This is a genomic window from Streptomyces sp. NPDC054786 (genome assembly GCF_053611685.1).
In genome coordinates, this window is sequence record NZ_JBSHAW010000010.1 from 1 (window position 1) to 15980 (window position 15980).

General features: G+C 72.3%; 13 protein-coding genes and 1 pseudogene. 4 read left to right on the forward strand and 10 right to left on the reverse strand.

The genetic code is table 11. From position 1 onward, the window contains the following. Window positions 1-237: 237 nt before the first annotated feature. Entirely contained in the window at window positions 238-1653 is a 1416-nt protein-coding gene (locus ACWGI6_RS10585; RefSeq protein WP_453267132.1) for a HEAT repeat domain-containing protein, read from the reverse strand. 312 nt (window positions 1654-1965) lie between these two features. Between ACWGI6_RS10585 and ACWGI6_RS10590 the strand changes: the two genes are divergently transcribed. Beyond that, window positions 1966-3432: a PP2C family protein-serine/threonine phosphatase gene (locus ACWGI6_RS10590; RefSeq protein WP_453267133.1), complete on the forward strand. Its 1467-nt coding sequence runs from the start codon at window positions 1966-1968 to the stop codon at window positions 3430-3432. Window positions 3433-3590: 158 nt separating this feature from the next. On the opposite strand, the gene ACWGI6_RS10595 is transcribed toward ACWGI6_RS10590, so the two are convergent. Next, complete coding sequence (locus tag ACWGI6_RS10595) at window positions 3591-5120, reverse strand: DNA-binding protein NsdB (protein ID WP_453267134.1); 1530 nt, start codon at window positions 5118-5120, stop codon at window positions 3591-3593. A gap of 284 nt (window positions 5121-5404) precedes the next feature. Here ACWGI6_RS10595 and ACWGI6_RS10600 point away from each other — a divergent pair, with 284 nt between their 5' ends. Continuing rightward, window positions 5405-6538, forward strand: a complete 1134-nt coding sequence (locus tag ACWGI6_RS10600) for an aminoglycoside phosphotransferase family protein (protein WP_453267135.1) — start codon at window positions 5405-5407, stop codon at window positions 6536-6538. Window positions 6539-6916: 378 nt separating this feature from the next. Next, the gene (locus ACWGI6_RS10605; protein WP_453267136.1) at window positions 6917-8923 is read left to right on the forward strand and encodes an N-acetylmuramoyl-L-alanine amidase; all 2007 of its coding nucleotides are present in this window, start codon (window positions 6917-6919) and stop codon (window positions 8921-8923) included. Between the two features lie 98 nt (window positions 8924-9021). Here ACWGI6_RS10605 and ACWGI6_RS10610 read toward each other — a convergent pair whose 3' ends face one another. From ACWGI6_RS10610 to ACWGI6_RS10620, 3 genes and pseudogenes are all read right to left on the reverse strand, one after another. After that, on the reverse strand, window positions 9022-9522 hold the full coding sequence (locus ACWGI6_RS10610) for a hypothetical protein (protein WP_392378172.1): 501 nt from the start codon (window positions 9520-9522) through the stop codon (window positions 9022-9024). 97 nt (window positions 9523-9619) lie between these two features. Further along, window positions 9620-10015, reverse strand: coding sequence for an ACT domain-containing protein (locus ACWGI6_RS10615; RefSeq protein WP_453267137.1), 396 nt, complete (start codon window positions 10013-10015; stop codon window positions 9620-9622). Window positions 10016-10024: 9 nt separating this feature from the next. Next, a pseudogene (locus ACWGI6_RS10620) lies at window positions 10025-10440 on the reverse strand (CGNR zinc finger domain-containing protein); the annotation flags it as partial. A 108-nt stretch (window positions 10441-10548) separates the two neighbouring features. On the opposite strand from ACWGI6_RS10620, the gene ACWGI6_RS10625 reads away from it, so the two are divergent. Continuing rightward, window positions 10549-11289, forward strand: coding sequence for a leucine-rich repeat domain-containing protein (locus ACWGI6_RS10625; protein WP_453267138.1), 741 nt, complete (start codon window positions 10549-10551; stop codon window positions 11287-11289). A 169-nt stretch (window positions 11290-11458) separates the two neighbouring features. On the opposite strand, the gene ACWGI6_RS10630 is transcribed toward ACWGI6_RS10625, so the two are convergent. From ACWGI6_RS10630 to ACWGI6_RS10650, 5 genes are all read right to left on the reverse strand, one after another. Continuing rightward, complete coding sequence (locus tag ACWGI6_RS10630) at window positions 11459-11698, reverse strand: DUF397 domain-containing protein (protein WP_453267139.1); 240 nt, start codon at window positions 11696-11698, stop codon at window positions 11459-11461. Window positions 11699-11835: 137 nt separating this feature from the next. Beyond that, window positions 11836-13002 (reverse strand): thiolase domain-containing protein, encoded by a 1167-nt coding sequence (locus tag ACWGI6_RS10635; RefSeq protein ID WP_453267140.1) that lies wholly within the window; start codon window positions 13000-13002, stop codon window positions 11836-11838. Continuing rightward, window positions 13002-14084 carry a thiolase domain-containing protein gene (locus ACWGI6_RS10640; RefSeq protein WP_453267141.1) on the reverse strand — a complete coding sequence of 361 codons (1083 nt, stop codon included), beginning with the start codon at window positions 14082-14084 and terminating at the stop codon, window positions 13002-13004. Before ACWGI6_RS10640 ends, ACWGI6_RS10635 begins: the two co-directional genes overlap by 1 nt. Further along, window positions 14084-15031 carry a Zn-ribbon domain-containing OB-fold protein gene (locus ACWGI6_RS10645; RefSeq protein ID WP_453267142.1) on the reverse strand — a complete coding sequence of 316 codons (948 nt, stop codon included), beginning with the start codon at window positions 15029-15031 and terminating at the stop codon, window positions 14084-14086. Before ACWGI6_RS10645 ends, ACWGI6_RS10640 begins: the two co-directional genes overlap by 1 nt. Before the next feature lie 15 nt (window positions 15032-15046). Beyond that, entirely contained in the window at window positions 15047-15847 is an 801-nt protein-coding gene (locus ACWGI6_RS10650; protein WP_393909723.1) for a crotonase/enoyl-CoA hydratase family protein, read from the reverse strand. Window positions 15848-15980: the final 133 nt, after the last annotated feature.

Genomic DNA, 15980 nt, shown 5'->3' on the forward strand with positions numbered 1-15980 from the left:
CCGGACTGCTTCGCTTTACGTCCGGCACCCCACCCGCTCCGGCCCATCCCCTCCCGTTGGAGGGTGGGAAGAAGGCCGGTGGGGGTGGGCCCAGGTGGTTCGGTGCGCCTCGTCGGCACGGAAAATCGGCTATGACCGTGGCCCGCACCCACAGCCCCGCGCAGCGGACCCGGCCCGCCGCCAGGCGCAACGGCGAGCAACACCCACGGCGGGAAAGCCGAGAACGTGGGAAAGAGCCTAGGACTCAGGTCCGATTCGGCTGCGCACGGCCGTCTGTACCTCGGCCTCCTCGGCCGGATCGGCGGCGAGCCGGCGCAGCTGTTCGACGACCCGGTCGTCGCCGGTGGCGGCGTGCCGGGCGGCCAGTTCCCGGGTGGTCTCCTCGCAGTCCCACAGGCACTCGACGGCGAAGCCGGCCGCGAACCCGGGGTCGGTGGCGGCGAGCGCACCGGCGGCCCGGCCGCGGAGGTGGGAGGAGGACGTCTCGCGATAGATGTGCCGCAGGACGGGGGCGGCGCAGCCGACACCGAGGCGTCCGGTGCCGTCGACCAGCTCCCACAGGCCGTCCGCGTCCGGCCCCTCCTCGCGGACGGTCCGGCGCAGCGCGGCCAGCACCGGTTGGGCGTCGCGCCGCCCGCCGCGGCGGGCGAGCATGGCGGCGGCGGACGCGCCCAGCCGGTCCGCGCGCGGCGCCCAGACCCTGGCCCGCGCGACGGCGGCCACACTGCGCATACGTGCGAAGGCGGCGAGCGCGGCGGAGGCGAGCTGCTCGGAGGAGAAGGGGTCGACGACCGCGTCCTCGATCAGATCGAGGGCGTCCGGATCGCCGCGCTCGGCGAGGTGGTGCAGTACGGCGGCGCGGGCCGCGTCCGGTGCGCTGCGCGCGGCGCGCAGCAGCTCGGGGCGGTCCTCGGGGCCGGCGACGGCGGCCAGGCAGCGGGCGGCGGCGATGTGCCGGTGCTCCTCGGCCGCCTGCTCCAGGCCGTGCTCGGCCCACTGAAGCACCTCGGTCACGCTCCAGCCGGGGCGCGGTCCGCGGGGCCGCAGCTGCCGCTGCCAGCGGTCGAAGGAGCCCTGTTCCCCGGCGGCGGACAGTCGCGTGCCGTACCGGGGGTCCTCGGCCCACAGGCGCCAGGGCCGGGGCTCGAAGGCGTCGCGGACGGCGACGGCCAGCTCGGCCTCGCCCTCCTCGGTCTCCGGGAAGCGGGCGAGGACGGCGGGGGCGAGGGTCATCAGCCCGGCGTCGTCGTCACGCAGCGCAAGCTCGTCCAGGGCCCAGCGCCAGTTGCCGCCGTTCGCGGCGTAGCTGCGCAGTAGCAGACGGGCGGCGTCCCTGCCGTAGGCGGCGAGGTGGCCGAGGACCGCGAGGGCGAGGCCGGTGCGCTCCTCGCCGGTGTCGACGAGGTCGTCGGGGTGGAAGAGGTGGCGTTCGATCTCCTCGAGTCCGCCGTCGAGCTGCATGTAGAGGCGCGCGTAGTAGAGCGAGCGGTTCTCGACCTGCCAGTCGCGGCGGGGATCGCGCAGCACACTGTCGTTGAGTGCCGCGAGCGCCTCGGCCCGCGGCGCCGCGAGGGCATGCAGGGTCCCGTCGCCGCGGCCTCGCTGCAGGAGGCCGAGCAGGGTGCCACTGGGCGCTATGTCTGGATCGAACATGAGGTCAGCATCCGGTGCGGGGGACAGGCTGGCAACGGGATTTCCGCTGACCGGCATTCTTGCCGGTGACCGCGGGCCGTAAGCCTCGTTCCCAGCATGGATCGGAGGGAAGCGCCTGCTGTACGGCGGCCGAAGCCTAGCTTGGAACCTGTCATTCCGCCGATTCGCCCCGGGATTGCCCCGGATAGCCGGGGGCATATGCCAGATGCACCACCGTATCGGGTAGTGCCAAATCCCTTACGGACGGTCGCCGCCTGTGCAACAGTCGTTACCGGCTCTTCAGCCCGGCGCCGCCTGATCACGGAGTACGTCATGCCGTCCCCTCTCTTCGCGGATCACCCAGCCGACCGGCCCCCCGAGCGCGACACGGTCGAGTCCCTCATCACGCAGGCCCGCCGCCTGCGCGGTGACCTCGATGCGGTGCGCAGGGAGTCCGCGGTGGACACCGGCCTCACCGCCGACCCGCAGCTGCGCTGGCAGCGGGCGCTGTGCGATCTCGCCGTGCATCACCTCGATGACCTCGGCGGGCATCTCGACCAGCTGAGAGAGGGCCTGCCCACCGACAGTGACGACGAGCAGGCGCCGGAGGCCGAACTGCCGCCGGCCCCGCCGGAGGCCGCCCCCCACGAGCGCGGCTCGATGCTGCGCCGGGTGGGCAGCGCCGAGTGGAATCTGCTCACCGACGAGGTCAGCTGGTCCGACGAGCTGTTCGCGATGTTCGGCAGGGCACCGTCCGACGGCCCGCTCACCCTCGACGAACTGCCGTCCCTGGTCCACCCCGACGACCAGGAGGGGCTCGCCACGATGGTCACCGACTGCCTGGTGGACGGTCGCCCGATCGACGGCGAATTCCGCATCGTGCGCCCGGACGCAAGTCTGCGCACGGTGCACATGGTGGGCGAGCCGGTGCTCGACGCCGATGGCAGTACCGCCTGCATGTGGGCCGTGCTGCGGGACGTCAGCGAGCTGCGCCGCAGCCAGCAGGCGGTACGCGAGACCCGTGACTCGCTGCACCGTGAGCGGCATATCGCGCAGACCGAGCACCGGCTTGCGGTCGAGCTGCAGGAAGCCGTGCTCCCCCCGTGGCGCGGCTCCCTGCGGTTCCCGCAAGGCGGCCCGGTCGCCCTCGACCTCGCCGGGCGCTATCTGCCGTCCGGCACTCGCGCCCTGATCGGCGGCGGCTGGTTCGACGCACTGCAACTCCCGGACGGGACCACGCTGTTGAGCGTCGGCGATCTCACCGGGCACGGCGCCACCGCCACGTCCGGGATGGCGATGGTGCTCGGCGCGCTGCGCGGTATGGCGGTCGCCGGACACCGGCCGGGACCCCTGATGTGCCTCCTCAATCAACTGCTGGACACCGCCGCCCAGCCGGCACTGGGCAGCGCGGTGTGCGGCCGGTTCGACCCCGCTGCACGGACCCTGGAGTGGGCCCAGGCCGGGCACCCCGCACCGCTGCTGTTCCGCGGCGACACGGGGCGCGCGCTGGACCCGCCCGAGGGAGTCCTGCTCGGGGCGACCTCGGGTGCGGCCTACACCCAGCACACCGAGCAACTGGAGCCCGGTGACCTGCTCGTCCTGCACACCGATGGGCTCGTCCCCCGCCGTACGTCTCGCGCGGACGCCCCCCACGAGGGCACCGAGCGGCTCCTCGCCCTGGCACCGCGGTTCGCCGCGGCCCGCAGTGCGCAGGACAGCGTCCGCATCGTCGTCGAGGAGTTCGGCAGCGCCGAGCGCGAGGACGACGCATGTGTACTGGTCGCCAGGGTGGGCGACTGACACACGCCGCGGCAGCCGAGGGCGGACCGGCGTATCCCGAGCCGACCGCCCCGAAGGAGTGAGCGGGCACACCGTCGGTTGACGGGTGAGGCAGCGGAGCCGCGCAGGACGCCGCCCCTAGGGGTGACGCACCGTCACACTCCCCGAATCTCCCCGCCTCAGGCCGAGAAGTTCTGCCCGAGCCCCGATCCGATGCCGGGGCCGAGACCCGATGCCTTGGCCTTGGGCTTCGCCTTCGGCAGGACATGCTGGATCTCCTCGCGCAGGTCCTGGATCTTGGCGTAGCTCGCATACTGCCCCGTGAGCCGGAACATTTCGCGGAGCCGGTCCCAGGTGCGGTGCGAGGAGTTCTCCCCGATGGACACCAGCGCCAACCGGGCGTAGCGGTCGGCCTGTTCGGGGTCGTTGCCGATGAAGCAGGCCGATGCCATCGAGATGTAGTCGAAGATCTGCGACCGCTGGCGGCCGTTCTCCCGCAGCTTCAGCGCCCGCTTGGCGTGATGCTGGGCGATCCTGGCGGCCGACGGATCGTGATCGGCGAGGGTGCGGAACGCCAGCGCCTGCATGCCGTGCAGATCCGCCTCGTCGAACATCTGCATCCAGCTGGGCGGCGGCACATCGCCCTTGTCCGAGACGAAGAGGTCCTCCGCCTCGCCCAAGGTGCGGCGCATTGCCTGGCCGTGGCCCTTGGACGCCTGCGCCCAGGCCTCGATGGTGTGCAGCATGGCGCGGGTGCGCGGCAGGGTTTCCTCGCCGGAGCCGGACTTGGCCAGCTTCATCAGATCCAGCGCATCGTCGGGGCGGCCCAGATGCACCATCTGGCGGGCGGCACGGGAGAGCGCCTCGCCCGCGCGCGGCCGGTCGCCGCCCTCGCGCGCCGCATGGGCGGCGATGATGAAGTACTTCTGGGCGGTGGGCTCCAGGCCCACGTCATGGGACATCCAGCCGGCCAGCACCGCCAGATTGGCGGCCACCCCCCACAGCCTGCGCTGCAGATGATCGGGGTGGCGGTAGGCGAGCATGCCGCCCACTTCGTTGAGCTGGCCCACCACGGCCTTGCGCTGCAGCCCGCCCCCGCGGGCCGCGTCCCAGGCGCGGAACACCTCGACCGAGCGCTCCAGCGCATCGATCTCCTGCGACCCCACGGGGGCCGCCTCATAGCGGTCGAGGCCGATCTGGTCGAGTTCGTCGAAGGAGTCGGAGGCGAACATGGCGTCGTGGCGTGGGGCGCCGGCCGGGGCCGGGTCGGTGTGCAGCCAGTCGTACATGGCGCCGGTGAGTGCGGAGCCCGCGGCGAGCGCAGCGCCCGCACCCACCAAGCCGCGTCGGTTGAGCATGAGGTCCATTCCCGTGAATTCCGTGAGGACCGCAGCGGTCCGTTCGGGAGCCCACGGCAGACCGTCCATGGCCTGCCGCTTCCCCGAGCGGCCGGTTCTTGCGAACCCGAGGTCCTCGATGGTTACGACACGGCCGAGGCGCTCGGTGAACAGGGAAGCCAGAACCTTGGGCACCGGATCGCGTGGGGTCTCCCCCATGTCGATCCAGCGCCGCACTCGCGAGGTGTCGGTCGCCAGCTGCGGATGCCCCATGGCCGCCGCCTGCCGGTTGACCAGTCTCGCCAGCTCTCCTTTGGACCAGCCGGCCAGACCGAAAAGGTCCGCGAGACGGGTGTTCGGCTGCCTGTCCACGTCAAGCCCCCAGGTTCCTCGACTGAGTTGACAGTAACGGCCGCTGACATGGGCTGTGGGCATTCGCCAGGGTTCGCCAGGGTGCGCCAGATGGTCTGCCACCCGCAGCCGAGTGTTCTGTAGACATGCCGCCCCCGGCCTGGTGGCGGGACCGCATTCCCCAGGGTGCGCGCCCTTCACAGGGACCCTGGATCGGCCTCCTGCACGGGGCCCGTTCACGGGTTCCCACCACCGGGCCGGGAGCGCACGCAACTCGCCGGCGCACGAAGGGATCTGTTTCACCCATGTATGCAGCATCGTCCGCCGTGACCGCCCCCACCCGGCCGTACCGCCCGCACGCCACCGGAAGCGGGCCGTATCTCGACCCCGCCCCTTCCGCCGGAGCGGTCACCGGTCTCGCCGGCGGCCGTACCCGGCGGACGCAGGGCACGGGCTCCCAACCGCTCAGCGGGAGACTCGACCTGTCCGGCCCCCAGGGCGCCCAGTTGCGCGCCGCCGTCGCCTCGGTGCACCGCATCTGTCCGGAGTTCAACCCGGTGCAGGTACTGCGCCGCAGCAGCAGGTCCGTCCTCCTCGTCGGCACGACGGGCCGTATGACGGCGGTGGCCAAGTGTTTACTGGACCAGTCCCCCGCATGGGCGGACAGGTTCCGGCAGGAAATAAGCGCATACCGCGCATTCGTCCGGCATCGTCCGCCGGTACGGGTGCCGCGTCTGGTGGCTGCCGATCCCGACAACTGCACGCTGGTCGTGGAGCGGATGCCCGGCCGGGTCGCGGCGCTGACCCGGCACCCGTCCGAGGCGCCGCCCCGTGCGGACGTGCGGGCCGCGCTCAGCGCGATCTGCCGGATCAATCTCTGGCGTCCGCCGGCCGGGCTGTTCGACGCCCCGCTGGACTATGCGGGCCGGATCGGCCGCTACCACGACCTGGGGCTGCTCACCGACCGGGACCTCGGCGATCTGCAGAAGCTGATGCACGGTCTGTCGCACACCCAGGGCCAGTTCTGCCACGGTGATGCACTGCTGAACAACGTGCTGCTCTCCCCCGCGGGCCCGGTCCTGCTGGACTGGGACAGCGCGGGCTGGTACCTGCCGGGCTACGACCTGGCGACCCTGTGGTCGGTACTCGGCGACGCGCCGGTGGCCCGCCGGCACATCAGCCAGCTCGCCCAGAACGCGGGACCGGCCTCGCGGGACGCCTTCCTGGTGAATCTGATGCTGGTCCTCACCCGCGAGATCCGACGTTATGAAACCGCGGTCCAACGGACCATGCGCGAACCCACGCCGACGGGGACACCGGGTCCGGGACAACCCGGCGTCCCCGCGGCGGGCGAGGAGCAGCGGCTGCTCCTCCGCCGGCTGCACGACGACTGCCAGATGGCACGTCGTGCGGTACGGGCGGCGGTCGGCACCCGCTGACCGCCGATGGGTGCCGGATGTCGCCGGCACCGCAAGGGGGGACTGTGAGCGGCGCGCCCGGGTACGGGGTGCGCCGCTCACCCATGTGCGCCGGTCGGCCTTCGCCCCTCTCCTCCGGCCGTCCGTCGGTGCGGCCCGCTCCCGCGCCCGGTCATTGGTCCATTCCACTGACGCCCCGCAGGCCGGGCACCCGTCCGGGAAGGCTCCTTGGGAGATGCCCTGACATGCGGAATCCCGATCCGGCACGGTGGTTGACGGACCCTCGGCAAACGTATAGCTCTAAGCCGACGGGGGCTCTAGTCTCGGGTCCCGCCCGTGCGGCCGTTTGCGCACCCACCGTCACACCGCCCCGGCTCGGGCCGGCTCGAGGAGGTTGCTTTGCGAGGATCCGCCCCGGAAGACGACAAGAGATTCCACCGCCCCGCCCTGCGCAGATCCGCCACCGCCGTCGCGGCGGCGGTGCTGCTGCTGCCGCTCTCGGGAGCGCCGTCCGCACATGCCGGCCAGCCCCGGGCGGGCGATCTGCAACGGGCCTTCACCGATGCCGCCGCCCGCTTCCATGTGCCGCGCAGTGTGCTGCTCGGCGTCTCGTATCTGGAGTCCCGCTGGGACACCCATGGCGGCGCGCCCAGCGTCTCCGGGGGCTACGGTCCGATGCATCTGACCGACGCCCGTACGGCGCTGACCCGGGCCCCGGAGTTCAGCGAGGACGAAGCGGACGCCCGCGGCGACGGCGCGCGACCCGCCAAGCAGGTGCCGGCCAAGGCGGCGAAGCGGGCCGCGCTGCCCGCCCAACTCCCCGCCAGGCTGCGGACGTTGACGACGGCCGCCACGCTTGCCGGCCTCCCGGCCGAGAGGCTGCGCACCGACCCCGCGGCCAATGTGCTCGGCGGGGCGGCGCTGCTCGCCGCGGAGCAGCGCAAGTTGGGGTATACCGCGGGCGGTGACCCGGCGCAGTGGTACGAAGCGGTGGCGCGCTACGGCGGCCAGGACAACATGCGCGGCGGCCGGGCCTTCGCGGATGAGGTCTACGACGTGATGCGCCACGGCCAGACACGTACGACGGACGCGGGGGCGCGGGTCACGCTGGCCGCCACGCCGGAGCTGACCCCCGACGCTGCGCAGCAGAAACGTCTCGGCAAGCCGGCCACGAAGGCATCGGCGCCGCAGGCCGACCGCGCGCTGGAGTGTCCGTGGAACGTCGCCTGCGAGTCGGTCCCGGCGCCGTACGAGGAGTTCGGCGACGGTGACTACGGCAACCACGACAAGGCGGACCGGCCCAAGGACCAGCGGGTCAGCACCATCGTCATCCATGACACCGAGGGGTCCTGGGAGACGACGCTCAAGCTCATCAAGGATCCGACCTATGTGTCCTGGCACTACACCATCCGTTCCTCGGACGGTCTGATCGCCCAGCATGTGCCGACCAAGGACGTCGGCTGGCACGCGGGCAACTGGTACATCAACTCGCACTCCGTCGGCATCGAGCACGAGGGCTTCCTCGCCTCGCCGGACGCCTGGTACACGGAGGCGATGTACCGCACCTCGGCACGGCTGGTGAAGTATCTGAGCCGCAAGTACGACGTACCGCTCGACCGGCAGCACATCCTGGGCCACGACAATGTGCCCGGCACCACCACGGCCACGATCCCCGGTATGCACACCGACCCCGGCCCGTACTGGGACTGGGCGCACTACTTCGCCCTGCTGGGCAAGCCGTTCAAGGCGACCGCGGGCTCGCACGGCGGGCTGGTCACCATCCGCCCCGGCTACGAGCGGAACAAGCCGGTCTACACGGGCTGCCAGAAGCCCGGTGACACCTGCGCGGCACACGGTTCCACGGCGGTCCGGCTGCACACCGCGCCGAGTACGAGCGCACCGCTGGTCAAGGACGTCGGGCTGCACCCGGACGGCAGCGACTCGACGACCGGGGTGAACGACACCGGTGCCCGCGCCTCGACGGGCCAGCGGTTCGCGGTGGCGGGCCGGTCCGGTGACTGGACGGCGATCTGGTACCTCGGGCAGAAGGCGTGGTTCCGCAATTCGCACCACGCGCCGACGGCGGTACCGGCCAAGGGGCTGATCGCCACGCCGAAGGCCGGCCGGGAGGAGATCCCGGTCTACGGCCGCGCGTACCCGGAGAAGGAGGCCTACCCGGCCGGGGTGCCCTACCAGGCGGTCTCCCCGCTGCCGTACAAGCTTGCCGCCGGCCAGAAGTACGCCGTCGGGGACCGGATGGCGGGCGAGTACTTCTACGCGCCGACCTTCGATGTCTCCAAGCATGCGATCGTGCGCGGCGAGGATGTCTACTACGAGATCCAGCTCGGGCACCGGGTCGGCTATGTGCGGGCGGCCGACGTCGACGTGCGGAACTCGGGTTCCTAGCATCCCGCGCGCACCGATCGGGTGAGCGCGTCGCGCCCGGTGGACGGGGGTACCGTCCACCGGGCGCGACGGTGTCCGCTCCGGTACTGCGCGGGGGCTCAGCCCTGCTGGAAGAGCTCCGCCGGCAGCGGCTTGAGCAGCGCGTACAGATCGTCGGTGATGGGCCGGTCCCAGCTGGCGATGGTGACCAGCACACCGTCACTGCGGTCGAACTGAGCGCAGGAGATCCGGCTCTCGGAGCACTTGATGCGCTTGACGATCAGCAGGTTGTCCTCGTGCATCACGGGGGTGTCCTCGCTCTCGACAACCGTCACCGGCTCGTCGTTGCCGAGCGCCGCGAGCAGCTGTGCCACCTCGAAGGGCACCTGGTCGTCCTCCAGCTCGCGGGCCGGGGAGCCGTCGGGCAGATTGCCGATGATCATCGCGGGGCCGCGGCCGCCGAACAGGTCGTAGCGGAGGAAGACGCCCTGGCAGCTCCCGTCGGGCGCGGGCAGCAGCCCCGCTCCGAGATTGCCCGGCCAGTCCCCGGGGTCCATGGCGAGGACGTCGAAGTCAGGCCCGGCGGGCGTGGCTGCGCTGCGGCGGCGGAGGAAGGACATGCCGCCATCGTACGTGGCCCGGCCGGGCCCGCGGCGCGGACGTCGGCGTGAGCGGCGCCCGGTGCGCGGAGCCGCCGCCTCCTCTTGCTGTCGGCCGTCAGGCCTGGTCGGCCAGTGCGCGAAGCCGGCGCAGCGCCTCGTCGGTCGCAGCATGCGGCACGAAGAGGTGATCGTGGTGGAAACCGGCGACGACATTGCAGCTGAGGCCGGCCTGGGCGAGTGCGGTGGCCACGGCGGCGGTCAGTCCGACGGCGTCCAGCGCGGAGTGCACCCGCAGGGTGATCCAGCCTGCGACATAGTCGTACGCCAGGCCCGCGCGGTCGGCCTCTTCCTGGTGGACGACGAGGGTGCGGCCTTCGGGCTCGGCGACGGTGACCACCGGCGTCAGCCCTTCGGGGACCGCGCCGGGCACACTCGTGAAGACAAAGCGGCCCTCGTTCCGCTCGGGACGCATCCCGCTCAGCAGGGCCCGGAGATCACGTTCGCCCGTCATGCCCTCACCCTACGGGGCACCGGCCTGTCCTTCCCGGCGCCGCTCGTGGTGCGAGCGACCCGGGCCCGGTTGCCGCAGGAGGGGGTGCACCACTCCTGGCGGGCGTGGTCCTTGACGAAGTAGCGCACACAGCGCGGGGCGGGGCAGGCCCGCAGCAGCAGCCGGTCGGGACCGGTGAGGAAGGCGAGGGCGGCGCGGGCCGGCGCGGCGGCGATCCGGTCGGCGGGCGGCGGGGAGCCGGCCGGGTGGTGCCGCACGGCCGGCGGCGCGCCCGGCTCCCAGCTGAGCCGGGGTGCCGTGGGGACAAGGGCCGCGGCGGCGTTGAGCCGGCGGATCGCCTCTTCTTCCGGGAGCAGCCGGTGGGCATAGGCGGAGCTGGGCGGTCCCGGCCGGACGGCACGGGCGAACAGCGACCGGACGGCGGCGCTCGGGCACGCCGTCCGGGCCGCCCTCGCCGAGGCGTCCGCGGCCTGGGCGGCGGTCGGTCCTGCAGACTGCGCTCCGGCACCGTCTTCCGGAAGGACACCATCCCCATGCCCCCTCCCGGGTCCGCCACACCTCCGGTCCTCAACCTCTGGAAGGCGGGCCTCAGTTCGGTACCTGCCGAGGTCTGGCGGCGCGAGGACTGGGAGGTGCTGATCCTCGCCGACAACACCCTGACCGAGGTCCCGGCGGTGCTCGGCCGGCTGCGCGCGCTGCTCACCCTCGACCTCGGCCACAACGCGCTGACCGCGGTCCCCGACGAGATCGGCGAGCTCGCCGGGCTGACCCGCTTCCTCTATCTGCACGACAACCGGCTCACCGCCCTGCCGGACTCGCTCGGCAACCTGGACCGGCTCGGCTATCTCAACGTCGGCGAGAATCCGCTCGGCCGGCTGCCGGCCGCACTCGGCCGGATGGCCGGACTCGTCGAACTCCGGGCACAGAACGCCGAGTTGACCACTCTCCCCGAGACGCTGGGGCGACTCGGCCACCTCCGGGAGCTGTGGCTGGGCGGCAATGCGCTGACGGAGCTGCCCGAAAGCGTTGCGGCGCTGCACGAACTGAGGGTGCTGGAACTTCGGGACAACGCCCTCCCCGGCGTCCCCGAAGCGCTGCGCACGCTGCCGCTGCTGCGCCGGATCGACCTGCGCGGCAACCGGATCGCGGTGCTGCCGCCGTGGATCGTGCGGCTGCCGTCGCTGGAGAAGCTGGACCTGCGCTGGAACACCGTGGACGACGGGGCGGAACCGGTCCTGGCGCTACGGCGGAGGGGGTGTGTGGTGCTCACCTGACGCCCCCGGGCCCACGTGGTGCACCGCGGGACAGCGGCATGACCGGCGCGTCGGGCGCCGGGCGCCGCTCCCCCGTGTCCGATGTGTCGTGAGCGGTAGTCGCGTCACGCGGCCTGCCGGACGGGCCCAGGGCGGGTACGCGGGCCCGCGCTGATCCGACGGACACGCCCTAGGTGAGATCGAATTCGCCGTCGCGGGCGTCGAGGACGAAGGCGCGCCACTCGGCGGGCGTGAAGATCAACGCCGGGACCTCCGGGCTGTGGCGGTTGCGCATCGCGATATACCCCTCGACGAAGGCGATCTGCACGCCGCCCACGCCCTGGCCGCTCGACTGCCACTCGGCCTGCGTCAGGTCGAGATCCGGCCTCGGCCCGCCCACGAGCCGCTGCTCGGTGATGCTGTCGGTCACGTGTTCCGCTCCTCCCGGTTCGTCGTCCGCGGTCAGCCTAACCACTGTGTCCGGGGACGGACAGGGGACGTGGCGAGGCGGTGGAGTGGTGGTCGGGGAAGGGGCGCACCGTCTCGGCGCGCCCGCCCCCCTGGGTGTCAGGTGACCGGCGCGTCGGCCCCTACCAGCCACATCGAGAAGAACTGCGAGCCGCCGCCGTACGCGTGCCCCAACGCCGTGCGGGCGCCGTCGACTTGATGCTCGCCGGCCTGACCGCGTACTTGGAGGGCGGCCTCCGCGAAGCGGATCATCCCGGAGGCGCCGATGGGATTGGTGGACAGCACCCCGCCGGACGGGTTGACCGGGAGATCACCCTCCAGTTCGGTGACGCCCGACTCGGTGAGCTTCCAGCCCTCGCCCTCCTCGGCGAAGCCCAGGTTCTCCAGCCACATCGGCTCGTACCAGCTGAAGGGGACATACATCTCCACCGCGTCGATCTGCCGGCGCGGATCGGTGATACCGGCCTGCCGGTAGACATCGGCGGCGCAGTCCTTGCCGGCCTGTGGGGAGACGAAGTCCTTGCCGGCGAAGAGGGTGGGTTCGCTGCGCATGGCCCCGCCGTGCACCCAGGCCGCCGGGTGGGGTGCGCGGGCGGCTCCGGTGCGGTCGGTGAGGATCATCGCGCAGGCGCCGTCGGAGGACGGGCAGGTCTCGGAGTAGCGGATCGGGTCCCAGAGCATCGGCGCGGCCTGGACCTTTTCGAGGGTGATGTCCTTCTCGTGGAGGTGGGCATAGGGGTTCTTGAGGGCGTTGCGGCGGTCCTTGTAGGCGACGAGGGAGCCGATGGTGTCCGGGGCGCCGGTGCGCCTCATGTAGGCGCGGACATGCGGGGCGAAGAAGCCGCCGGCGCCGGCCAGCAGGGGCTGCTGGAAGGGGATCGGCAGGGACAGGCCCCACATGGCGTTGGACTCGGACTGCTTCTCGAAGGCGAGGGTGAGGACGGTGCGGTGGACGCGGGCGGCGACCAGGCCCGCGGCGACCAGTGCGGTGGAGCCGCCCACCGAGCCGGCGGTGTGTACCCGCAGCATCGGTTTGCCGACGGCGCCCAGGGCGTCGGCGAGGTACAGCTCGGGCATCATCAGGCCCTCGAAGAAGTCGGGGGCCTTGCCGATCACCACGGCGTCGATGTCCGCCCAGGTCAACCGGGCGTCGTCGAGGGCGCGTCGGGCGGCCTCGCGGACGAGTCCGGCGAGGGAGACATCGCGGCGGGCGGCGACGTGTTTGGTCTGGCCGATGCCGACGACGGCCACGGGCTCCTTGCTCATCACTCACCCTCCAGGACGGCGACCAGGTTCTGCTGCAGGCACGGCCCCGAGGTGGCGTGCGCGAGGGCGCGGTCGGACTCGCCGCGGTGGATGCGGGCGGCCGCCTCGCCGAGGCGGATCAGGCCCGCGGCCATGACGGGATTGGCGGCCAGCGCGCCGCCGGACGGGTTGATACACACCGTGCTGTCCGGCGCGTCGAGTTTCAGGGCGCGGCGCAGCACGACCTCCTGGGAGGTGAAGGGGGCGTGCAGCTCGGCGGTGTCCACCATGGGGGCACCGCCCGTGCCCTGGCGACCGTGCGGGACCTCGAAGGCGCCGGCGCGCTCGGCGGCGAGCCGGGTGGACGGTGAGTCGGTGAGGTCGCGGACACCCAGGCTGTGTGCCTCGATGCGGTGGTCGAGGCCGCGGATCCAGGCGGGGCGGCCGGTCAGCCGGCGGGCGGTGTCGCCGGCGGCGAGGATGACGGCGGCCGCGCCGTCGCCGATGGGCGGGCAGTCGCCGGTACGCAGCGGGGCGACGAGCAGCTCGCCCGCGGGCACCTCGCCGCGCAGCTGGGCGTGCGGGTTGGAGCCGGCGGCCGCGCGGCTGCGGGCGGCGATACCGGCCAGTGCCCGCGCGTCGGTGAGTCCCGCATCGATCAGGGCTTGGGCCTGGAGGGCGGCGAGCGCCACGGAGTCGGGCCACAGCGGGGCGACGTAGTACGGGTCGAGCTGGCGGGTGAGGACGTCGCGGACGTCGCCGGGCGAGGACTTGCCGTAGGCGTAGACGAGTGCGGTCTCCGCCTCGCCGGTGAGGATCTTCACCCAGGCCTCGTACAGCGCCCAGGCGCCGTCCATCTCGACATGGGATTCGGAGATCGGCGGCCAGGCGCCGACGCCGTCCAGTGCCATGGTGAAGGAGAAGGCCCGGCCGGCGAGGTAGTCGGACGAGCCGGAGCAGGTGAAGTCGATGTCCCGGGCCGCCAGGCCGGTCCGGTCCAGCACCTCGTGGAGTACCGGCATCAGCATCTCGACCTCGGAGGTCTCCGCACTGTCGCGGACGTGATCGCTCTGCCCGAAGGCGACGATGGCGACGTCGCGCATCAGATCAGCTCCTTGTAGCTGTCGTAGTCGGCATCGGGTTCGCCGGTGGGGCGGTAGTGGTCCGGAAAGCGGCCGTCCTCGGCCCAGACGGGTTCGACCCGCAGCCCCATACGGACCTGGTCGTACGCGATGCCGCCGATGCGGGCGTGCAGTGCCAGATCGGCGCCGTCCAGGGCGATATGGGCGTAGACGTAGGGGACCTCGATGTCGAGATTGCGGGCTTTGATGTTGACGATGCAGAAGGTGGTGACGGTGCCGCGGGGGCCGACCTCGACCTGGGTGTCGGTGGCGACGCCGCAGGTGGGGCAGGCGCCGCGGGGCGGGACATAGACCTTGCGGCAGGAGGGGCAGCGCTCGCCCACGGTCCGGTGGCCGGAGAGCGCCCGGAGGTAGCGGGACTGGGCGCGGCCGGGCGAGTAGGTGTAGTCGAGCCGGGCTGGGGTGGTGATCCCGGTGACCGGGTCCGCGAACTCCCCGCTGTGGGCAACTGGCCGGCCGTCACCGGCCGGGCCGTCGTCCGGCTCGAAGCAGGCGATGTCGGTGATCGCGCCGGTGCGCTGTGCGGCCCAGCGGACACGGACCCGCATGCCGGTGCGTACGGCGCCGGGGCCGGGGGCGTCCAGCGCGTGCAGCAGCGCGGTGTCGGAGCCGTCGAGCCGGACCAGGACCCAGGCGAAGGGGGTGGTGAGCGGCTGGCCGCGGCGTGGGGCCGGGTTCCAGGCCCAGGTGGTGACGGTGCCGCCGGTGCCGACCTCGACCAGCTCGCGGATCTCCTCGGCGGTGACCGGGTCGTATTCGGTGGGCGGTACGACCACCCGGCCGTCGCTCGCCGTGACACCGAGGACGGTGCGCTCGCGCAGCCCGGTCAGAAAGGCGCTCTGGACGGGCCCGAGCGAGCGGGTGAAGGGGAATTCCACGACGAGGGGCGCCGTGAGGACCTCTGGCATGCGTGGCTCCTTGGGTCAGGCGCGCCGGTAGACGGGTGGGCGCTTCTCGGCGAAGGCCCGGGAGCCCTCTTTGGCGTCGGCGGTGTCGAAGAGGGGCCAGCCACGGGCGAGTTCGGCCTGCAGCCCGTCGGTCTCGGTCATCTCGGCGGTCTCGTAGACGGACGCCTTGACGGCTTCGACGGCGAGCGGTCCGCAGGCGTTGATCAGCTCGGCGATCTCCAGGGCCTTCTCCAGCGCGGTCCCCTCGGGCACGACATGGCCGATCAGCCCGATGCGTTCGGCCTCGCGCGCGGGGTAGGGCCGGCCGGTGAGCAGCATTTCCAGGGCGTGGGTGCGGGGAATCTGGCGGGCGAGGCGGACGGTGGAGCCGCCGATCGGGAACAGTCCGCGCCGGACCTCGAAGAGCCCGAAGGTGGCGCTCTCGCCGGCGACGCGGATGTCGGTGCCCTGGAGGATCTCCGTCCCGCCCGCGACACAGTGGCCCTCGACGGCGGCGATCACGGGTTTGCGGGGGCGGTGGTGCCGCAGCATCGCCTTCCAGTGCAGATCGGGGTCGTCGCGCAGCCGGTGGCGGTATTGCTCGCCAGCCATGCCGTCGCCCGCGAGGGCCTTGAGGTCCATGCCGGCACAGAAGGTGCCGCCGGCGCCGGTGAGGACGATGGAGCGGATCTCGTCGTCCTCGTCGGCCGCGGTCCAGCCGTCGTACAGGCCCACCAGCATCGGCAGCGAGAGCGCGTTCTTCGCCTCCGGCCGGTTGAGGGTGAGCACCAGTGTCGCGCCGATGCGCTCCACCGACAGATGTTCCGTGCTGCCCATTCCGTCCTCCCGTCTCACGACGTAGAACAGGTTGCAGTAGCCGCACACCGACTTCAAGACCTTTCTGACAGGTAGTCAGATTTCTTCGCCGTGGCCCTTCCCTGCTCCTTCCGGCGGCGCTGTAATGACCGCC